At 45.0% G+C, this 22,623-nt stretch carries 12 protein-coding genes and 2 pseudogenes; 8 read left to right on the forward strand and 6 right to left on the reverse strand.

The features are described 5' to 3' along the window. Positions 1 to 7: 7 nt before the first annotated feature. The gene (locus RMZ95_RS25600) at positions 8 to 1,366 is read right to left on the reverse strand and encodes an AAA-like domain-containing protein (RefSeq protein WP_322683217.1); all 1,359 of its coding nucleotides are present in this window, start codon (positions 1,364 to 1,366) and stop codon (positions 8 to 10) included. A gap of 60 nt (positions 1,367 to 1,426) precedes the next feature. Beyond that, positions 1,427 to 1,693: pseudogene (locus tag RMZ95_RS25605) on the reverse strand (pentapeptide repeat-containing protein); the annotation flags it as partial. A gap of 14 nt (positions 1,694 to 1,707) precedes the next feature. On the opposite strand from RMZ95_RS25605, the gene RMZ95_RS25610 reads away from it, so the two are divergent. The 6 genes and pseudogenes from RMZ95_RS25610 (at position 1,708) to RMZ95_RS25635 (ending at position 9,112) form a co-directional block, all read left to right on the forward strand. Next, positions 1,708 to 2,034, forward strand: a complete 327-nt coding sequence (locus RMZ95_RS25610) for a hypothetical protein (protein WP_322683237.1) — start codon at positions 1,708 to 1,710, stop codon at positions 2,032 to 2,034. An 854-nt stretch (positions 2,035 to 2,888) separates the two neighbouring features. Continuing rightward, positions 2,889 to 3,071: pseudogene (locus tag RMZ95_RS25615) on the forward strand (ISNCY family transposase); the annotation flags it as partial. Between the two features lie 470 nt (positions 3,072 to 3,541). Beyond that, a complete protein-coding gene (locus RMZ95_RS25620) occupies positions 3,542 to 3,790 on the forward strand; it encodes a hypothetical protein (RefSeq protein ID WP_322683218.1) in 249 nt (82 codons plus the stop codon). Between the two features lie 388 nt (positions 3,791 to 4,178). Continuing rightward, the gene (locus RMZ95_RS25625; RefSeq protein ID WP_322683219.1) at positions 4,179 to 4,664 is read left to right on the forward strand and encodes a hypothetical protein; all 486 of its coding nucleotides are present in this window, start codon (positions 4,179 to 4,181) and stop codon (positions 4,662 to 4,664) included. A gap of 120 nt (positions 4,665 to 4,784) precedes the next feature. After that, the gene (locus tag RMZ95_RS25630; RefSeq protein WP_322683220.1) at positions 4,785 to 5,612 is read left to right on the forward strand and encodes a P pilus assembly protein, chaperone PapD; all 828 of its coding nucleotides are present in this window, start codon (positions 4,785 to 4,787) and stop codon (positions 5,610 to 5,612) included. A 377-nt stretch (positions 5,613 to 5,989) separates the two neighbouring features. Further along, positions 5,990 to 9,112, forward strand: coding sequence for a carboxypeptidase regulatory-like domain-containing protein (locus RMZ95_RS25635; protein WP_409883803.1), 3,123 nt, complete (start codon positions 5,990 to 5,992; stop codon positions 9,110 to 9,112). Positions 9,113 to 9,669: 557 nt separating this feature from the next. Here the strand turns inward: RMZ95_RS25635 and RMZ95_RS25640 are convergent. From RMZ95_RS25640 to RMZ95_RS25655, 4 genes are all read right to left on the reverse strand, one after another. Beyond that, positions 9,670 to 11,298: a PAS domain-containing sensor histidine kinase gene (locus RMZ95_RS25640; RefSeq protein ID WP_322683222.1), complete on the reverse strand. Its 1,629-nt coding sequence runs from the start codon at positions 11,296 to 11,298 to the stop codon at positions 9,670 to 9,672. A gap of 33 nt (positions 11,299 to 11,331) precedes the next feature. Then, positions 11,332 to 12,471, reverse strand: coding sequence for a response regulator (locus RMZ95_RS25645; RefSeq protein WP_322683223.1), 1,140 nt, complete (start codon positions 12,469 to 12,471; stop codon positions 11,332 to 11,334). 175 nt (positions 12,472 to 12,646) lie between these two features. After that, entirely contained in the window at positions 12,647 to 12,820 is a 174-nt protein-coding gene (locus RMZ95_RS25650) for an MHYT domain-containing protein (protein ID WP_409883806.1), read from the reverse strand. Continuing rightward, positions 12,786 to 13,166, reverse strand: coding sequence for an MHYT domain-containing protein (locus RMZ95_RS25655; protein WP_322683224.1), 381 nt, complete (start codon positions 13,164 to 13,166; stop codon positions 12,786 to 12,788). The genes RMZ95_RS25650 and RMZ95_RS25655 overlap by 35 nt, the downstream gene beginning before the upstream one ends. A 210-nt stretch (positions 13,167 to 13,376) precedes the next feature. On the opposite strand from RMZ95_RS25655, the gene RMZ95_RS25660 reads away from it, so the two are divergent. Further along, positions 13,377 to 13,520 carry a hypothetical protein gene (locus RMZ95_RS25660; RefSeq protein WP_322683225.1) on the forward strand — a complete coding sequence of 48 codons (144 nt, stop codon included), beginning with the start codon at positions 13,377 to 13,379 and terminating at the stop codon, positions 13,518 to 13,520. A gap of 446 nt (positions 13,521 to 13,966) precedes the next feature. Next, positions 13,967 to 22,414, forward strand: a complete 8,448-nt coding sequence (locus RMZ95_RS25665) for a PAS domain S-box protein (protein WP_322683226.1) — start codon at positions 13,967 to 13,969, stop codon at positions 22,412 to 22,414. The last annotated feature ends 209 nt before the right edge of the window (positions 22,415 to 22,623 follow it).

The following is a 22,623-nucleotide window of genomic DNA, read 5'->3' on the forward strand; positions in this document are numbered from 1 at the left end:
TTAACAATCAAGAGAAATAATTGCAGAAGTACTCTCGATATAGCTCACAGCTAACAGTTGCTTGATTTTCAGTTAGATGCAGCAATCCTAAACTTTTTAACTTAAAGGCTACCTGCATTTCTAACTGCATTGGGGCATTTAAAATTTGTTGAAACGCCTCTGCTAATTTAGGATCTTGTTGAAGATTCCACAACTGAGATTGAAGATGTTGTTGATAAATGCCAGTACTTTTCGTAGCATCTTGCAGTAAGGTTCGTATAGGAATATTCAAGCAACTACTTTGATATAATGCTAGCCGAATTAAGTAGGGAAAGCCGCTAGTAAGCTTCATTAACTGCTCAAATTCAGGATTTGTGAGTTGAAGTTCATGACGTTGAGCTAAATCCTGCACCTGTTCTAGGCAAAAGGTCGGCAATTCGATCGCCAATCCTACATTAAACGGAGAGCGATGTGTAGGTAAGGGAATGTAAATTTCAACAGCATGAGCTATCACTATTCGTAATTTCTGCCAAACGGAAATGTCTTTTGTTTCCTCATACCAAGAACGCAACAAAGCGAAAAAATCACTAGCAACTTCTGGGTATTCAAATAATTGATCTACACCATCTAATGCTAAAATCAGAGGATGAGAAAGTTCTTTGAGGAGATAGCCTTGAAAATAAATCGTGCTATTAATCAAAGCTCCCATATCCTCATCCCAGTAGTCATTTAATTTAGATTCCAGACTTAATTGCCGAGTGACATTAGTACAAAACCAACGTAAAAAGCGATCGCTCTTTTCCAACACCTGTGTTCCGGCATGATATAAGTTCAGTCTTACTGTGTAGTAATTCTGATTACTGCCATAATCCAAAATTCGTGCCATCAAGGAAGTCTTTCCCATTTTTCGCGATGCTTTAATCCGAATTAAGGCACGGGGGTGAAGAATTTCTTGATAACAGGTTTCTTCGATGTTCGATCGCTCAATGTAGAAATAGGAAGCTAGAGGAACCTGTCCCTCTGGAGATTTTATAAAATAGCAATTCGGTGGAACTTCTGTTGTTGGAGTTGCTGTTGTTGTCTCTGCGATCTGTAAACTATTCAGAGCAGCAGATTTTGCTAATTGCTGTTTTAGCAACATTGGGAAATTTGTCTTATTAACTTTTTCATCCAGTACCTGTGAAAGCAACATCCATAATCTAGGTGCAACTGTGAACTTAATATAGCTTTCAGAGTAGTTATTTTCTTCAGCAAGAAGAGCATAAGTTTTTTTATTTTCTAGTAGAGATTCTCGTAAGATTACCTTTTGAATACCGCTAAGTGAAAAACCAGTTTTTTTAGCCACTAACTGGAGCGCAAATTCAACAAGCTCTTCAGTATTACCCATTTAAATAACTACTTTTTATGCAGGAATATTCAAAGCTCAATTAATTCTAAGCCACTCTTTTTATTGGTAAATTAACCCTTGAGCATTTGTAAAACAGGCTCCTTTGACACGAGAACCGGAAAAATCAGAACCCCTTAATTGAGTATCTTTAAAATTGACGTATCTAAGATCGGTATCAACTAGTGTAGTATCATATAAGACTGCTCCTTCTAGATCGGCTTGAAATAAAGAGGATTGTTTTAGAGTCGCACGGCTTAAGTCAGCACCGACTAAGCTAGCTAACTCTAGAGCAACTTGGGACAGGATTGCTTCCGTCAAATCAGCATATCTTAAATCAGCCTATGCCTGCTAGCGTCCCAATGGATGACGGACAGGTACAAACAGAATTGACTCGCTACCTGGAAGATAACTGGGTGCCAGTGATTGAAAAAGATGTAGATGGATATAATTCTCTCCCATTGGCGTGCGATCGCCAAAATCCGAATTTAGGACGTTACTCTGCCTGTCGCCGCGTTGCTCGGACAATTTACCTTGGTTCTGCTCCCACTCTAAGAGCAGTCAATCGCGGTGTAGAAGATCATCAATTGACTGCTGTAAGATTTATTATTCAGTCTTGCAGATATATTTGGGGCAACTTCCAGCAGTGTTTTCTGGGCAATATCGTATAGGCGGACAGTTAAGATTTGTACTAAGTAGTCGCAACACATGGATCTTAACAATTTCGCAAATGCCAGATGGAGTTTGATTTTACGTCACTTAGGTATTTGTTTTGTGGATCTTACTAGCCATTGCTCCAGTGTTCTTGCAAGTAGGTGAGTGAATATGCCAGGTGATAGAATGAATTCCTAAGAGTTTCCTACTCTGATAAATCTACTCTTGTAGACAAATAATTCGGTTGAACAATTTTAGCCCATCAAATGCTTGTTATTTCGTGACAATTAAGAAATAACGGTTGAACAATTTCAGTCATGACTTTCTAAGATACTTGACTCCTAGTCCAATAAAAAAATAAAACGATTAAACAATTTCTGAAAAGCTTTACATAACAAGAGTTTGACGGACTCTCCAAAATATTAAACATCTTCTAATTCTATTGCTGGCATGGTAGTGTTCACAAAAATACCTCAGTGGCGATCGCACTTTATTTCACTTTACCTCTAGTCAGTAGCATTGAGCGATCGCTGCTTTCGTTGAGCGCGCTTTGTGATGGCTATCCGCCTGCCAAGAGCGATCGCTGTGCCTGACAGAGACACTGAAATTAGATGTACGGGTTGCCCAAAATTTCTTTGAGATAAGAAAAGCTTACTTGTTCATGAAATACTTTCATTGATACGAATAAGCCAACAACTTTAATCCCCCTGACAGGTGTAGGTTTTTTACACGATGGCTAAAACCCAGATTATTACGTGGTTAATATGGGTTCTTGATATGCGTCTCCATATAAATGCGTACATACAACGTTACAGTCTGTTGACAAGCATCTATGTGAGGATATAATCGTCTGTAAATCAACAATTAGGCTAATAGAGTAGAAGAACGTATAAGTTTCTTGAAACGATGTTTTGGCTTACAACGTTGTTTATATAGGGGAGAGTTGGGATTCTGTCGTTGGGTTGGCTGGGGAATTATTGCTCATAATTTAACTATTATTAGTCGCGAGACTCTCAAAACTGAAAAAATTTATAGCAGTCGCCAAAGCTATTAGGACATTAGGATAAGTTTATTAAAACGCAAAGGAGCGCAGAGTTGAGTGCAAAGTAACGCAGACTTTATTTCGGCCTTTTCGCTACGTGTACTAAGCCTGCTGTCCGTTGCTATGTCACCTGTTTATTTAAATTGTTACTATCAATTAAACTTGAGTCTAATTCAACATTAGACTATTAAAAATAGCAGAGTAAATAGTTCAATACAGCTTGATAGTTAATCAATAGTTTGTGTATACAAATATTGATTAATTATCAAGTTTTACTCTGATTTGTTTGGCAGTTTCGCACCGGAAACTAGTCTAAACTCCAGTTAATAGAAATGTCCCAACATAAGCAGAAAGCTGGTACGCTGAACACTGCAATCGATAACTTTATAAAAACCACCCATAGCTACTGGTCTGGGCTTTTTCATTGTTACGAAATTGAAGATTTTCCCAGAACTAATAATGACTTATAACATGCTTTTGGTATGCTACGTCATCATCAACGTCGTTGTACAGGTTGTAAGGTTGCCCCCTCATCCCTCGTTATTCGTGGTTCTGTCAAACTTGCCTGCGCGATCGCAACTTCGCTTCATTCTTTTACCGCATCTGATTTAGCACAAGTTGATATTCATACTTGGCTCGAATTACGCTCTCAATTGCAAAAACACCACGCATTGCCAGAATTGAACAGTATCGATTTCGCAGAGATCCCAAGGCTTACTTGGCTAATCTAGAGAGTCGTCTTCTCTAGTAAATTTTACCACACTAAGTGTAAATAATTACTCAATATTTGCGTAATGTGGTGATTTTTACTGTTATTACTAACAGTACCCTAGCAAAATTACTGACATCGGGATGGGGAAGTTCAGTAAAGGCGTAGAGCTACAGATGACACCCTTGTTTGAGGTCATTGATTGCTAAAAGGATTACTGAATTCAGGATAAGCGAGTTCATTAAACGCGTAGAGCTACGAATTACAAAGTTACTTGGGGTCATTAAATTAGAGAAACGAGCGTGACTGAAAAGCAAAAAGGTTGAGAGCATCACGCTCAATGCCTCTGAGACATCAGGCATCTCTGGAACATCATTCAACATCCATTCAGTTAACTTGAGGAATTCATTATGCGTCGTATTCTACTACTCTCGGCAATGATTCTTGGTAGCACGTTTGCGTTCAGCTCTGTTGCTCAAGCAGGGAGTACCGATGTTCATTTTAATGGAAATGTCCTTTCCTCCTGCACATTTAGCAATGTCCAGAATGGCACATTAGGATTAGACGTTGCTGGCACAACTCTTAGCAGTCTGCCAACCAGTGGCGGCACTTCTGGCCAAGCCAAACTCACCTGTAATAACATTCTGGCAACCCTTTCGGCATCTGCACCCCAACAAACCACTGCACCCGCTGGCTATGACCATACTACAGCCGTAAAGACAGTTGCAGTTACAGGCACAGGCGCAAACCTTGTTGCTATTGTCGCACCCTCTATTCCTTTTCCTGTGCCCCTGCCAGGTGTCACCAATTTGAGTGTGAATATGACAACCACAACCCTTGGTCTAATCCCCAGCGGTGCCTACGATATGTTTGTGACGTTGACAGTGACCCCTTAATAAAGCAACGTACAAAGATACAGATGGGGGAATTCTAGCTAACTTGTTTACTTCCCCCATCAATCATTCTTTCATTCCTTCTAATCCTTAGATTTATTCGCAAAGCCAGGATCGGTCATCATGTTCTCCCGTGTTCACAAGCCCGCTTCATCCACAACTTTAAAAGCCATTCAACTGAGTGGCTGGTTACTATCAGCAGCTTGTTTGGTCAATGGTGCTGCTTGGGCAAATCTGGGAGCATCCCCTCTGGTGATTGAAGCCCAGGCAAACCGGGGACAAGTAAAAGCAGTGCTTAACGTGATCAACTCTGGGGATACGCCGTTGCGGGCGAGGGTTTATACGGAGCCATTCACTTACAGCCGCGATCGCGGGTTCCAAACAATACCCTCTGATTCAAGCTATCTGGGTTCTTATATACAGTTTTCTCCTAGAGAATTGATTGTGCCACCCAGAAGTAGCCGTCGGGTTCGTATGGTGGCTCAACTTGCTCCCAGCCTAGCGAATGGTGAATACCGGGCAGTCATCTTTACAGAAGCCTTGAATGAGTCAACAGACACAATCGGACGGAAAGTTGGCATTATCACTCGAGTCGGTACGACTGTTTACGTCCGCAAGGGAGATACAGCGCCGAACTTAGTTGTCGATCGTGCCAGTTTCAATGCCAAGCAAAAGCATCTCGAACTATTCGTCAAAAATATAGGCAATGCATCTGTGCGCCCAATGGTTCGCTGGTCGTTGAAACAAGCAAACAAAGTATTTCGGAGTGGAGAATTGGCGCCTACTGCCATCATTGCTCTGGGCGATCGTAATTTAGCTTTAGCCGTTTCAGAAAAAGATACATCGCCCTTACTCCCTGGTAACTACCAACTAAGTGGACAGTTGCTCTGGGGTGAGGACAACGCTCAGACAGTGCCATTTTCGGTGGATTTGATAGTACCTGCAAAGTAGGAACTGCACAATCAAGAATTTTTAGGACTTACGTACTCGTGATACTCGTGAGGAAAAACTAAGCCTTTGCGATTACTTCTCTACGAGACGCTCCGCAAACGCTTTGCTCGTAATGACGTAAAATCCTTGTCCGTGCGTCCTACTTTTATCGAGCAGAATTAATTACACAACGCCATTGTGAATGAAGCGTACCCCTGCGGGGAAGCTTCATTCACAATGACTGTAAATATTCTTGTCCAACTACTTACGACGATGACTGGCCGACTGTGTAGGGTCTCAACAGATTGCTTGCTAACTAATTTGCACAAAGTTAAGAGCCACCTAGAAGACCTGAGGAAGGCTGATTTTGCCTGCTGATTTTAACTCCGCTTACCTCTATGTTCCCAACAATTCCCCCACCCGCCATCGTCCACTCAATTCCCCACAACATTTCTAATAGTAAATCTCTTTCGGAGATCGGCATCTTTAGCATTACTCCTAAATCTATTGATGAAAAACAGATTGCTTTAAGTCCATCAGCACGCGATCGAGAACAGGAACCATCGGGTGCTGATGCACAATCAAGCGTTAAATCAATTGCTTTAAGTCCATCAGCACGCGATCGAGAACAGGAACCATCGGGTGCTGATGCACAATCAAGCGTTAAATCAGATGCAAAACTGCTGGGACAACCGTTATCCATTGATTTACAAGATATAGAGTTTCTAGTTACAGAACCTCCATCTGTGCATATTCCGGCAACACAGCCTGAGATTGCCCCAAAGGTTGTACCTGAGTCTTTGGGTTCTGAAAAGGCGAGTCCGGTTGAACCTGTGACTGTTACGCCTACAGGTTCCGAAAAGGCGAGTCCGGTTGAACCTGTGACTGTTGCGCCTATAGTTTCAGCAAATTCCGCCACTTTGCCAACAAGCGATGCGAAGATGCAGACATCGGAACCGAATCTGTCTCCCATTGCTCAGGTGCCGGAGGGCTTTACAGTGTTTCCGGTGGGTATCAACATTGGTGGGCGCAATGTCAATGAGGGGGTTTCTGTTCGGGGGCAGGAAAATAGCTCGAAAGCGCTCGATCTAGAACATTGGTTATTGCCCTATGATGCCGTGGTGCAAGCGCTGAAATTAAGCACAAAAGTTTTACCCGACAATCAAATCGAATTACGATCGCCCAGTCTTGCCGTTCGTATCGATCCTGCCAAACTCCACACCGATCCAAAATTGGGTCTGGTTTTTTCAGTGGGGGAGGTGCGATCGCTATTTGGAGTTCAGGTTGAGTTTGATCTCAAAGAGTACGCGATTGTGTTTGACGCACCCTGGCTGACGGCACCGGAACAAAGCTCATCACTGGAAGAGGCTCCTGTGCAGCTTGAAGGGCTACCCCGAATTGCATCGCCAGATATTTCTCTGGCTGCGATCGAACAAGGGGTCAGCGTCAGTGGTGGAGATTCAACCCCAACTGCTTTCCGCGGAGATTTGACTGCGGTGGGTAGCATTTTGGGCGGCAGTTGGTTTGTGCGGGCAGACCAGCCCAAACTATTTAGTTCCAATAGCTGGCGGATTACAGATGCGCTATTTCAACGCCAGACCGATGCTAATGATTATTTTGTGGGTACTCAGCCCCCCTTCTGGCAGAACCTCAGCCCTAACGACTATGTAGGCTTTACCTTCATTCAGCGCCAGGGCTACACACCACCGCCACAATTTTATGGCGAAAGCGATCCGCGCCAACGCCTGCAAGCAGCACAGGTGGGACGAACGGTGTCCGGGCAGGCAGAACCAGGGACTTTAGTGCGATTGGTAAAAGGATTTAGCGATCGCATCATTGCCGAAACCCTGGTGGATTCCTCTGGCGTGTATCGGTTTGAGAATCTCAAATTGGAAACCCCAGCGCTGGGCGGCTACTACCAGGTCTTCCTCTATCCCAAAGGACAATTAACTGCCCAACCAGAAATTCGAGACGCGACGTTTTCCAATTTGGCTGGTCAACTTCCTGCTGGTGCTTCCGCGTTGATCGTTTCCGGTGGAGTGAATCGAGATTACAGCAAACAGGATAATAACAATCTCTTTGGCGATTTTTCCACATTTCGGGGTGGCATTGCTCAACGATGGGGCGTTTCAAATAGCGTGACGCTAGGTGCAGGCACTGTCTACGATCGGTCTTTAAGAGGACTAGCCGAACTCTTCTGGCAGCCAGAAAACGTCCCCTTCAAGGCAGCAGTTTCAGTCCTAAGCGGCAGCGATAATTCAGCATGGGACATCAATGCAGATGTCAGTTACGACCCATCGCAAAACTTCAGTGCCCGGTTCACCCACGATCGCTTCTCCAGCCGATTAGATGCCTATTGGCAACTGGCTAAAGGCATCACTTTGCTGGGCAACACCAATAGTAATGATGCCACCTCTGGAGGCATTCAACTCAACTTCAGTGGCAGAGATTCTTTTACCTTTGCCCGCCTTACTTTTGACACCAAAAGTCACTTGCGCTGGAATCTGATTCAACGGTTGGGAAAACTTGAACTGAACTCTATCGGCAATGAAATCAGTTCCCAGTCGGCGCTAAGTTTTTACCTGGGAAAGCACAGCGATTTTACAACTGGACATTCCTTTGTTCTCGGCTACGACACTTACAACCAAAATAGGAATGACGATCTAGTTAATCTCGCTTGGCGTTATCGCTCAAAAGAACGTTCCATCGATGGCACGTTGTTATGGGAAGCCCAATTAGGCTATGGTATCGGCTCGCGGGGTTCTGGCGTACTTGCCTCTGTGGGCACTACAATCATCCCTGGCGTAATGCTCCGCGCACGCTATCAGGGCGTATCAGTGACAACAGGCGAATCGACTTTTGGTATCGAGTTAGTATCGGGGCTGAATCTTCAAGGTGGTATCACTCCTGGCGATCGTCATGCCAACTATTTACGGACTCAGGGTGGTATTCTGGTGCAGCCGTTCTTTGATCGCAATAACAACGGCCAACGCGATGCAGGCGAGGAGTTTTACACAGATCCCAATCTCGTGACGATCAATAATCAAATGGTTCAAGCTGCTAGGGCACAGGTTGACCGCGATCGCATCTTGGTACGTTTGCTGCCCAACACCTATCGTCTGGATCTGGATGCAGCAGGGCTACCCCCCGATTGGCAGGCAGCAACCAGTGCTTATGCAGTTAAGGTTGTGGCTGGCAGCTATACTCCTGTGCTAGTTCCCCTCGTCCCTGCCTATTCGCTCTCAGGCATTGTCACAGATAGCCACGGAACCCCATTGAGTGGTGTCCGAGTCGAAGCAATTCAGGTTGGCTCCGGCGTGGATTCCGGGCAGCGGCTCATATCAGTTACAAATGATGCCGGGGTCTACTTTATAGAACACCTGCGGCAAAGTAGTTATACGTTACAGGTGAATGGCAAATCCATTCAACCGAGTAAAATCAAGCTAACCGAAACGTCTCCACCCTTTCAAGAACTCAATTTGCAACAATTAGAAATATCTGCTGTGTTGCAAAAACCATGAAATTAACTCGCTTTCACCAACCCTCTTCAGATGAATCAAGTATTTTACGCTTAACCCGGATTTCTCACAAAGAGATAAAAAAGGGGGTGAAAAACTGCGAAAATGTGGATATATTAAGTGTTTCAGCAGTTACAAGTATGACCCCATCTTCAACAGATCGTATACCAAAACAGTTCAGATTTGAACAGCCAAAGTCAGTCCCAGTGGTTGCTTAAGTTGAAGTTAAATTCCTTTTTATGTATTTCTAATAAATGATACTTTGGGCTTGGGTTGATTCAAGTTTTGTTTTGGAATGCAGGCATTTTATGAACAGAGCATTCTGATTCGAGTACTGATACAAAAAGAGTAACTATTTTAATTTAATAACTGGGCTTTATACTTAATTCATCTTTGCGCCTAAATTTTGATTGATGATATATCAAAAAAAAGCCTCACATCAGGTCATGTAAATTAATTTTTTACTGCTTGTGAGAACTGCGGGCTAGTATTGACAAAATCTACTCGTTTTTAACTTGTGACAAATGGATACAGACTGGTTTTCAAATTTTCGGACAAGTCTATTCATTATTGGATGGGGTAGCCCTACCAGCTATGAGTTCCATTTGATTTGTAGGGATTATAACAGTGAAGACTGTACCTATATTTACTTGACTGCATACCTTAATTTCACCGCCATGCAGGTCAATGCATTTTTTGACAATTGAAAGCCCTAAACCTGTTCCGGGAATATTCCCTACATTCTTAGCCCGATGAAAGGGCTTAAACAAGTGGTCTCGATCGTCATCGGGAATCCCAATACCTCGATCTTGAATTTTGAAGATCGTTTCTTCATTTTGACAAATCAGGTTGAAGTCAATTGCGCTTCCTGAAAAGGAATACTTGACAGCATTCGACAACAAGTTAGTCAAAATAGATTGGAGTAACTTTTTGTCGAGTTGAGTATAACTATTGCTGCCTGCGTTCCGTTTGTCGGTAATAAACAGCGTAATCTGATGGCTAGGGGCACTCAGTTGTATTTCTTCTACTAGATCGTGGCAAAACTGCATAACATCGATCGCAGTTGGCATGAATTCCACTTTCCCACCTTCTACGCGGTTAATCATCAACACATCGTCTAGTAGTTGGGTAATATGAGTGATAGATTTTTGGACGTGCTGAAACTGCTTTCGGCTTTGGTCTGGATTGAGGCGGTGTCCGTAGTCTTCTAAGATGCCGATGGAAGATGACACGATCGCCAATGGCGTGCGGAACTCGTGAGAAGCCATTGAAATAAAGCGCGACTTCAATTCATTTAGTTCTCGTTCTTTCTCTAGTGCTTTACGCACTTCGGCTTCTGCTTGTTTTCGCTCGGTGATATCTCGACAGGTGATCACAATGCCCGCTACATTTGGCTCATCTAGGAGGTTTTTCGCGATCGCCTCAAAATCATGCCAAGAACCATCCGCATGATGCAAACGAAATTCTACTGTTGTTTTTTGAGATGGATTATCAATGGCTCGATACAGCAGCGCTGACGCAGAAAGGCCATCGTCTGGGTGGACTAACTCAGGAAGATTTTTAGCAATCCAATCTTCTGGCTGATGTCCTAGAATATGCATCAAAGAAGGGCTAACATAAACAACCCGTCCACTTGATTCTAAGGTAGCGATGATATTCGATGCATTTTGGAGCAACGAGCGAAATCGCTCTTCACTTTGCTGCAATATCTCGGCTTTAGCCAGTTTAATCTCGGTTTTAATTAGTTGAGATTGTGCCTGCTGCAACTGTTTGAGAGCTTGTTCTAGCTCCTGGTTTGCTGCTTCTAACTGAGCTGGACTCGATAACGCTAGCGCCTTAGGAATCAGAGGAATGAGTTCCAAAGCTGTATACATTGAAACAAGGGCTGTCAAGGCTTTGACTACACCTGACAGCCAGTAAGTTGGATACCATAATGTCCAGATATCCATCAGATGTCCGGTGCCACAGGCAATAATGAAAGCACCAAACATCAGAAATATCCAGTTAAACGGAATATCGCGTCGTTTGGAGACAAAGTAGACGAGCAAGCAGGGAATAGAGAAGTAGGACAATGCAATCACACTATCAGAAAGCACGTGCAGCCACACCAATCCTGGTTTCCAGAGATAGCAATGTCCGTGTGGAATAAAACTGTTTGAATTTAAAAGAGGATGGAGTAAATCTAGCATCTTGAAGCCTCTTCTCAAGTCCTTCAATATGATTCAATTTGTATCTGGCCGATCTTCTTGAGAAGTGAGTGGCATTGGCAATGCAATCCGAACAATAGTCTGTTCGCCAGTTATGCTTTCGATTGTCAACTCTCCTCCATACAATTCAATTAAGCGTTTTGAAGTAACTAGCCCTAACCCAGCACCATTGTGTTCGTACAACTTATGATGAAACTGTATATAAGCACCCACATTCTTAATTTGCTCAGAGGTCATGCCACGACCGCGGTCGATTATATAGAGCGAATAAAGGTTATTGCTTGGAAGGCCAACGACACTGACTTTAGAACCTGACAGAGAAAATTTGAAAGCATTGTTAATCAATTCTTTCATAACTTTCTTGAGACTAGTAGGTGAAATCTGTACGGCTGCATCTTGTAGATCGATCTCTAAATCTAATGTTCGCTGTGCATTCTGGGCTTCCTGATATGCAGTCTCTTCAACTATCATTTTGAGAGAGGTCTTAGGGGCATATTCTCGGAAACTAGCAACTTTTTCTGCATCAGATAGGGTTACTTCGAGTTTGGCGTAGAGCAAAAAGTTTTGAGTCAAGCCATAAAGCTGCTTGCCGGATGTATAAACTGCCTCGATCATTTCTAATTTCTCAGTATCTGACGTACATTCCCAGTCTTCGATTAATAACTGTGGTAATGCAATAATAGTTTGCAATGGCGTATGCAGTTCGTGGGGTAATGACACCGTAATCGTGTTACACAACTGCTGAAATTTTATTTGGTTCTTTTGAGCAATCATCGTTTGCTTTTTGAACTGAACCTCAATTGCTCGTCGCAGTTCAGAAGGAGTGAAGGGTTTGGTGAGATAGTCATCCGCACCTAGTTCCATTCCGTATCGCAAATCAGTTCGATCGGCTTTAGCGGTGAGAAAAATCACAGGGATAGTGGCCATTTTCGGGTCTTGACGGAGCGATTGGACAAACTCGTAGCCATTTAATTCCGGCATCATCACATCGCAAATAATCAAATCTGGCATCTCTTCTTTGGCCTTTTGCAAGCCAATCAAGCCATTCTCAGCCGTAGTTCGATAAAACCCTTCAAACCCTAAAATTGAGGCAATATTCTCGCGGACTTGAGGTTCATCTTCGACAACTAAAATCTTTTTGAGAGTAGATTGCATGATGATTTTTCCTTATGCTGCTAAAGCAAGATGTTTAAATGAAGCTACTACTGATTTTTCGTAATTTGCTGATTGGATTTGTTTCCCCTTTAAGGGACTTCCAAGTAAAAAAATATTCCATAGCAGAGGGACAAGGAAGACAAGGGGGACAAGGGGGACAAGGAAGAAAATAAGTCTAGTTGAGTAGACAAATTGGATAATTTATTTTTTGGAGTTCTTTAATTCGGAATGCAAGCCAGAGCGCGATGATGGAAGCACATAAGGCAAAAAGAATCGAGGCAATAATAAAAAGCAAATTATAGTCAGCCGTTCCCTCAAGTTTCATAGCTGACATACCGTTGTAGTGCATTGCGCCAACTCCACTTCCTAGTAAAATTCCCCCTATGACCAGATTGAAGGTTGTCTCTCGTAATAAACAATGCTCTTCCTGATGCAGCGATCGCCACCATTAGGGACAAAATAACGATAGGCAGATCGTAAAAAACTGGGACAGGGAACTGGTAAGTCAGCATAGCAATAAAGTGCATTGACCAAATTCCAATGCCCATTGCAGCCGCACCTCCAGCGAGCCAAAAAAGACGTGCCAGATTACGAGCTGCCATGATTCGTCCTGCTAGGTCGAGTGCTGTATAAGCAGCAAAGACAGCAATGCAGAATGAAAGGATCGCGAGCTGAATATCGTAGGTTGCCGTCATAATTAAACCCTGAACAATGAGAGTGGAGTTGAATTTAAAACTCTACTCTTTAACATTAGGGCTGAGAGGATTGCCCTTAAAAGAGAGTAATTCCTTAATCTCTAATGGATTTTGCCTTTGCGGTATTATTTACTTAAGTGCATCAAGAACAAATTTTTATCCGTATTGGGGGAAGTACTGGATGCTAAATACTGTTTTCGTAGAATTACTGTGAAACTTATACCAATTCGCAATTCCCTGCTTTTGGCAATGGGCTATGCTCTAAGCGCAGCTATACCGCAGGCTTTATGCAATGAAGATGGGTCAGATATGGCAAGCCTTTTGGGGTTTGAATATATTGCCTTATCTCGTTGAACCAAGAATCCTCATGCCTTTACCCGCATTTCTCACAAGTTTGACGAACTTCAGGGGCAGAGGAGCAGAGGAGCAGAGGGGCAGAGGGACACAGGAGAAAGAACTTGTACAACAACTCTCCCCTGCTCCCCTAGCTCTCTGGAGATGTGGTGAGAAATCCGGGCTTTAGGCTGAGGAGTGTCAATGAGCGAGAATTGGTATTAGCCACTTAATTTACTGACTTAGCTTTCTGGGAATTCAGTATAAGCCGAGAGACTGCTTTTGCAGAATAGGCTAGACTGAATCGTTAAACCAATCTCTAAGTAGTAAGTAAGTCAGCACAATAAAACCAAATTGTCTAAATAAAAGTAAACAAGGGTCAAACTTTTTTCCCCCTGCCCCCTGCCCCTTTTCCTCTTGTTGACCAACCCGATGTTTCTCATCTCAGTATTGTGGCTGGAAATGTTATGTTCTTGCCCCGCTCATTTCTGTTAAGGCTTGTCCTAGAAAACACGATCGCACCGCCGCCCATCACCGTTACCCCAGATGTGCTGGTGACAGAGGCGATCGCACTTTTGAACTCCAGTTCTGGCAACTTTGATCCCGGTATGGGGGCTAACGACTGCACAGGCTGTTTAGCTGTAGTCAGTGAAAACCAACTGATGGGACTGTTCAGCGAACGAGTGGTGACACGTTTGGTTGCCAGTGGGCGATCGCTTGCTGGAGTCACTTTAGCAGAGGTAATTGAACCACCAGCGATCGCCTTACGGCAATCTGAGTTAACGAATCCTGATGTTGCCCTGAGCCTTTTACAAAAACACCAGATTCAGCACTTGCCGATATTAGACGACAATGGGCAGTTACTAGGGCTGCTGACCTACGAAAGTTTATGCCGTTTGCTGCAACCTGTAGAACCCGATCGGCCAGATGAGGCATCAATCGCCGCTTTGAAACTTCAGACAGAGCGATCGCAGCTTTTAATGGCAGTCTCAACGCGGATTCGGGCTTCGCTGAGTTTGGCGGAAATACTCAATGCCACGGTGTCTGAAGTGCGGCAGTTTTTGGGCTGCGATCGCGTGTCGATCTATCACTTTTTGGAAAATGGGCAGTTCCAGGTAGTAGCAGAGTCCCTCGCCGCCGGTCAACGCTCCTTTGTCAGTGAAGAGATTTACGATCCTTGCTTTGCTCCAGATTGGACAGAACGATACGGCCAAGGACGAGTGCGAGTAGTTTCCGATATCTATACGGCAGGGATGACCCCCTGCCATGTTGAGTTATTGGAGCATTTGCAGATTAGAGCCAAAATTCTAGTGCCGGCGATCGTTAACAACCAATTTTGGGGACTGGTTAGCGCCAGTGAATCGGCTGTGCCGCGTGATTGGCAACCGGCTGAGGTCACATTTTTAGAACAACTTGGCATTCAGGTGGCGATCGCCATTCAACACAGCGAAACGGCGGCCCGATTCCAGCAACAAGGGCAAGAGCTTACCGCATTGCTAGATCGTTCCCCTGACGTGATTTTTCGGCTCAATCGAGACTTACACTACCTCTATCTCAACGCCGCTGTTGAGGTCGAATTGGGCTACGCGCCAGAAGCGCTGATTGGTCAACCACTGCTCGCTGCCACCCTTGCCCCAGAACATCTTGCTGAGTGGCAAACTCTCACTCAACAAGTAGCAGCAACCAGGCAAGAACAAACGATTGAATATCAACTTCGCCTTCAATCGCGCTCCATCTGGTTTCAAACCCGTGTCGTTCCAGAATATAACATGGATGGAACCGTCACGTCGTTTTTGTGCGTGGCGCGCAATATCACCCAAAAGAAGCAAGCTGAAGCTAGACAAGCCGCCTATATCAACGTCTTGCTAGAGTGGCAAAACCGCCATCATGCTGCCCAGCTAGCCACTAAACAAGTGCTGTATGAATGGGATACATCCTCCAATCGCATGATGTGGGGCATCAATGCCGAGCAGGTGTTTGGCTATAACGCCTCTGAAATGCCCCAGACATCAGCCGATTGGTTTGCCAGCATTCATCCAGAGGATGAGAAACGGGTGCAAACGGCCGTCGCAGAGTATTTTGAACATCAGGGACATCTCTACTTGCAATATCGGTGGCAACATCAGGCTGGGCATTATATCTGGATTGAAACTCAGGCACAGTTTTTTGCAGATGCTAACGGCAACTTAACTCAGATTATCGGGTATGTCACTGATATTAACGAGAAAAAAAGGTTAGAAGCCGAACGCACGCAGCTAGAAACTGCCCTCAGAGAAAGCGAAGCCCAACTCCGACAAATTTTTGACAATAGTCAGGATGTGTTTTTTCTCAAATCCCTCGATAGTAAGCAGATGATTTATACCAGCCCAGCCTGGGAATATCTTTACCAAACGCCGTTGCAGCAAACCTATGACAATCCTCAATCTTGGCTCGATTTTATTCATCCAGACGATCGCGATGGCGTAGTCACGTTTAACCAGCAAGCTTGTCAAGGGAAAGAGGTTTGCTCCTTTGCCTATCGGATTATCCGTCCCGATAACTCCATTCGCTGGCTCTGGAACCGCAGCTTTCCGATTCGCAACGAAGCCGGAGAGATTTACCGTCTTGCTGGGGCCAACATCGATATTACTGAGCAAAAAAAACTGGAACTGGAATTAAGCGTAGTCAAAGAACGCTATCAACTCGCCATTCGGGGTATCGGCGAAGGAGTGTGGGATTGGGATCTTGTCAGCGATCGCGTCATTGCCAGCGATCGCTATTGGGAAATTTTAGGCTACCCATCCCCAGCCAAAAACGCCTGGAAGTTTGCCGATGAGATGCTTAGGGAAGAGATCCATCCCGACGATCGCGATCTGATGCAATTAACCCTAAAAGGCCACCTAGAAGACCATTTGCCCTATGAAGTAGAATTTCGCAGACGTAAGCAATCAGGTGAGTATATTTGGTGTCGTTCTCGTGGAGAGGCAATCCGGGATCAAACTGGCAAGCCGATTCGCATGGTGGGAGCGATCGCAGATATCACAGAACGGAAAGTAATGGCAACTGCTCTACAAGCTAGTGAAGAAACCTTACGCCTGGTGGTCAATACAGTTCCGGGAGTGGTTTATACCTATTGCCGTTGTGTGGATGGAACGAAAAGTTTTCGATTTATTAGCCAAGGTATTATCAAGCTTTGCGATCGCACCCCAGAGGAAATCCTCAACGACTCCCAAGTGCTTTGGCATCTCATCGTTCCAGAGGATGCAGAGAGGATGCGGGATTTGATTGACCAATCTGCTGCAATGCTCACTCCTTGGACGGCGGAGTTTCGCCTGATAACTGCTAGCAAAGTCTTAAAATGGGTTTTTGGTCATTCCATCCCCTCCCGACAAGCAGATGGTAGCATTATTTGGCACGGCATTCTAATTGATATTAGCGATCGCAAGCACGCCGAAGCCAAACTGCGTCAACAGGAAGAATTTCTCCGTAGCATCTACACAGGAGCAGAACTGGCGATTTTTGTGATTGAGGTGAGCATAGATCAAGAATTTCGCTTCCTGGAATTCAACCCTGTGGCTGAACGATATGGCTCAGTTACCTGCGAAGAAATTCAGGGTAAAACGCCAGAGGAAGCATTTGGTGAGGCGGTCGGTTCAGCAATCCGGCAAAAGTATGTCCTATGTCTAAAATCGGGTCAGAAGATCAGCTATGAAGAATATATTTCTTTTCCAGGGGGTTCAATTTGGGCGCTCACCAACCTATTTCCAATCCGGAGCGAAGCGGGAAATATCCATCGCATCATTGGTACAGCTATTAATATCAACGATCGCAAACAGGCTGAAGCCGCTCTGCGAACGAGTGAACAAACCTTAAGTCAGGTCATGAATACCGTGCCTGGAGCGGTTTTTAAATATCGGCGGTCGGCGGATGCGGCAGATGGTTTTGTATTTATCAGCCAGGGCATTGTCGATCTGTATGAGCATACACCGGAGGAAATCCTCAACAATGGACGAATCGCCTGGGATATCGTCCTACCCGAAGATATGGAGCAGATGAGTGCTTCGAGAGACCGAGCGGCAGCAACCCTCGATCCGTGGGAAATGGAGTTTCGCATCCGAACTGCCAGCGGTGTCTTGAAGTGGATTTTAGGACATTCTATCCCCTCCCAAGAAGAGGATGGCAGTATTGTCTGGTGTGGCATTTTCACCGATATTAGCGATCGCAAACAAGCCGAGCTAGAACGCCAGCGCAGCGAAGCTCTGCTTCAGGCATTGATCGCAGCATCTCCAGTTGGGCTAACCCTGTTCGATCGGGAACTGCGCTACCTCTATGGCAACGAGGCATTAGCCAAAATCAACGACCTGCCATTAAGTGAGCATTTGGGACACACCTTATGGGAAGTTTTTCCGGAAATGGCATCTCAGTTTGCTCCCATGCTGCTCCAGGTTATAGAAACCCAAGTGCCAGTTCTGAATCTGGAGTTTAGCGGTGAGGTCAGGCCGGGTGTATTTCGCAGCGCCATCTCCAATCACTATCCCGTTTGTTTACCCAATGGGGAAGTAATCGGCGTTGGCGTATCCGTGATGGATATAACCGAACTTGTCCAGGCACAACAAAAACTGAGGGAAAGTGAAGCCCGGTTCCGTACCCTAGCAGACAACATTTCTCAGTTTGCCTGGATAACTGACGAACATGGCTGGATTGAATGGTATAATCAGCGCTGGTTTGACTACACAGGCACCACACTGGCAAAAATGCAGGGCTGGGGATGGCAGCAGGTACATCACCCCGATCATGTCGATCGGGTAGTGAAGAAAATTAGCCACTGCTTTGAAACAGGCGAAATCTGGGAAGATACCTTTCCCTTGCGCGGTCGAGATGGGCAGTACCGCTGGTTTCTCTCTCGTGCTATTCCCATCCGAGATCAACAGGGTAGGGTGTTGCGCTGGTTTGGCACCAATACAGACATCACCGAACAAAAACAAACCGAAATTGCTCTGCAAACAAGTGAGCAAATACTGCGTCAACTTACTAATATGGTGCCTGGAGCCGTCTATAAATATCAGCGCTTGCCGGATGGGTCAAACAACTTGATCTTTATGAGCGAAGGTATTGTCGATTTGTATGAATATACGCCAGAGGAACTCCTCAAGGATGTGCAAATCGTGTGGGATATTATTTTCCCAGAAGATATAGAAAAAATCGGCGCTTCCATCGATCGATCGGCTGCAACGCTCGAAGCATGGGAGATGGAGTTTCGCATCAGAACTCCTAGCGGCATCTTGAAGTGGATTTCCGGACATTCTATTCCCTCTCAGGAAGAAGATGGCAGTATTATTTGGTTTGGTATACTTACGGATATTAGCGATCGCAAACAAGCCGAGCTAGCGCTTCAAGCAAGCGAACGGCGTTATCTAAACTTGGCTGAACTATCACCAGTTGGCATTTTCCACACCGATCCGAGCGGAGACTGTAAATATGTTAATTCCCGCTGGTGTCAACTAGCAGGGCTATCCTTCAACGAGGCAATGGACATGGGGTGGAAACGAGCATTGCACCCCGAAGACCGCGATTGGGTCTTTCTCAACTGGCAGAGAGCTACCCAATCGCAGACTCCCTTTTTAATGGAGTGTCGCTTTCAGAGACCAGATGGAAAGGTGCATTGGCTGATCTGTCTGGCGATTGTTGAAACTGATACCTCTGGCAACGTAATTGGCTATATAGGAACTATCACTGACATCACTGAGCGCAAATACTCTGAACAAGCTCTGCGAGAAAGCGAACAACGCTACCGCGACCTGGCAGAAGCAATGCCCCAGATGGTCTGGTTGACAGATGAAACAGGTGCCGTTAACTACTTTAACCAACGCTGGTATGACTACACGGGACAAAGTCAAACTGAGGCAATGGGATTGGGGGGAGCAGCAGCGATTCATCCCGATGAGCGCGATCGCACCCTCCAGGAATGGGAAGAAGCGATCGCCACTGGCAGTTTATTTGAGAGCGAATATCGCGTCCGTCACCATCAAGGACTATACCGCTGGTTTCTGGGGCGGGGAATACCAATCCGAAACCAATCAAGAGAAATTACAGGCTGGGTAGGCACAGTTACTGATATCGATGACTTTAAACGCACACAAATGGCACGCAAACAAGCCGAGCTGGCTTTGCAAGCTTCAGAGGCAAAACTGAATGATGTGTTGAACAGTGCAGGTGCGTCAATTGGGCATTTTCGATATTATCCAAATGGTTTTTGGGAAACTGATTATCACTCTAAGGGATGCGAACGAGTGTTTGGCTATCGACCAGAGGAATTTCTGGCGGAAGTTTGGTTATCAAACATTGTCCCAGAAGATTGGGCAGTCATACAGGAGCGGATGCAGGCGGCGATTAAAGCCGAGAGAGAAACCACACTTGAGTATCGTTTTTATCATCCAGATGGCTCGACTCGATGGATTTTAGATACACTGACATCTCGTTGGAATGAGAGCAATCACTGCTGGTTTGTAACGGCAATTGGTACAGATGACAGCGATCGCAAACACGCAGAACTGGAACTACAAAAGCTTAACCAGGAGCTAGAAGCCAGAATTGCTCGCCGCACAGCAGCATTGAGTGAAAGTGAGGTGCGTTATCGGTCTTTGTTTGAACAGGCAGCTGTCGGCATTAGCCAATCTCACCCATCAGGACGTTATATCCAAGTCAATCAACGCTTTTGTCAACTGACTGGCTATACTCAATCTGAGCTACTGGATATGTCTTGGCAAGACTTGATCCATCTAGAAGATTTAGAAGTAATCCAAGGTGAGTTGGCTCATTTACATCACGGTGAGTTGGCATCAATAACCCTTGAAATCCGCTATATCCGCAAAGATCGTCGGCTACAATGGGTTAGTCTTACAGTATCGATGCTGTATAATGCTGCGGGTACACTCATTGGTGACTTGGCGGTGGTGGAAGACATTAGCGATCGCAAGCATATTGAGCAACAACTGCAAAACAGCGAAAAGCGCCTCAAAAAAATCATTTCTAAGACAGTTGATGGCATCCTGATTCTAAATTCCCAAGGACAGATTCTTTTCAGCAATCCGGCTGCCGATCGAATTTTCAATTGCCAAAAGGCAGACTACCAGGGTGCAGATTTAGGAATTTCCATCACGCTCCAAAAGACGTTTGAACTGGAGATTCCGCATCCCACTGGCAGGGTGACTACAGTTGAAGTGCGCGTTGAGGAAATTACCTGGCAGGATCGTAAAGCCTTTCTAGCCGCGATCCGAGATATTAGCCACCGCAAGCAAACTGAGATCGATCTGCAAGCAAGCGAGCTTTCCTATCGCACCCTGGCTGAAAACCTACCGGGAATTGTCTACAAGCTGTATCCCGATCGACATAATACATTTGTCTTTTTTAACGATCGCTTAACGACATTATTCCAGCTTGACCCGATAGATATCGCCAATCAAGGCACTCTCTGCCCAGTCAACTCGCTGATTGTACCAGAAGACCGCGATCGCGTTATCGAAGTAATTCAAGCCGCGATCGCCAATCAACAGCCCTTTCAGGTCGAATATTGCATTTACATCCCCGCAACCCAAGAAAAGCGATATTTGCTCGAACAAGGCAGCACCGTAACTGACGACATTGGACAAGCACTGCATATCGTTGGCATTATTTTTGATGTCACCCAAATCAAACAGACTGAGGAACAACTTCGGAAAATTAACGAACGACTGACCATTGCCAATGCAGAACTAGCCCGTGCGACTCGCCTCAAAGACGAATTTCTGGCGAATATGAGCCACGAACTTCGTACCCCCCTCAACTCCATCCTGGGACTGTCTGAAGTCTTGGAAGAAAGAACATACGGGGATTTAACCGAGCAACAACACCATACCTTAACCACAATTCAAACCAATGGGCAACATTTATTAGAACTAATTAATGACATTCTCGATCTAGCCAAAATCGAATCCGGTAAGCTAGACCTACAAATAACACCCGTTTCAGTGGAGCAACTTTGTCGCAGCACAATTCCTTTTATCCAACAGCAAACCTTCAAAAAGCAAATTAGTTTTACCCTCGAACTGTCTCCCAATCTGCCTGACATTGAGTTAGACGAACGACTGATACGCCAGGTATTAATCAACCTGCTGACCAATGCCATCAAGTTTACACCCAATGGTGGTGCTGTCATCCTCAAAGTGCAAGGCAATGCAGCCGAACAAACAGTGAGCTTCAGCGCCATCGATACGGGCATTGGCATTGCTCCAGAAAACATTGACAAATTGTTTCAGCCCTTTGTTCAAATCGATAGCAGCTTATCTCGGCGTTATGCTGGTACGGGGTTAGGTTTAGCCTTAGTCCGGCGGATTATCGAGCTACACAAAGGCTCCGTGAAAGTTCGCAGCACCGTCGGTCAAGGCAGCGAATTTATAGTGATGCTTCCCTGGAAACAGGTCAATCAGCCTAACTCAGATAAGCCTGTCCATTGCACCACTGCTATTGCCGAAATTGCTTCACCCTTCTTACCTGTAGAAACAAAAAATACAGCAGAGAATGTAGTAAAGAAACCTGTTGTTCTCTTGGTAGACGATAACCTCGATAACATTGAGACGCTACAAGCTTATTTAGAATTGAAAGGGTTTAACATTGTGGTTGCCCACAATGGTTTGCAAGCGATTCATCTCACCCAAATGCAGTCTTTCAACTTGATTTTGATGGATATTCAAATGCCAGATATGAATGGACTAGAAGCGATTCGCCAAATTCGATCGCAGGAGCAATACAAGCACACTCCCATTTTGGCGGTAACGGCTTTAGCCATGTCGGGGGATAAAGAAAAGTGTTTAGCCGTTGGAGCGAATGATTATTTGACCAAACCCATCAGTCCCATCCATCTCGTCAACACGATGAAGAAATATCTCCAGTTGTGCTAACTGAATATGTCTGGTACGTGATATCATGTCCGGCTAATCAGTTGCGTCTATTAAAGTTATTTTGAAGGCTAGTACAGCACGGCGTAAATAAAGCAACCATTAGTAACAGACAAAAAGCTTACAATAAGAGCTTTTGCGCCTTCTGCCCTCTGCCTCTGTACTTCTGCCTTCATTTACTAAGAGTATAATCAATTTGGCTCAGTCTGGTT

This window comes from Nostoc sp. DedQUE07 (genome assembly GCF_034530975.2).
In the GTDB taxonomy this organism is placed as follows: Bacteria; Cyanobacteriota; Cyanobacteriia; order Cyanobacteriales; family Nostocaceae; genus Nostoc.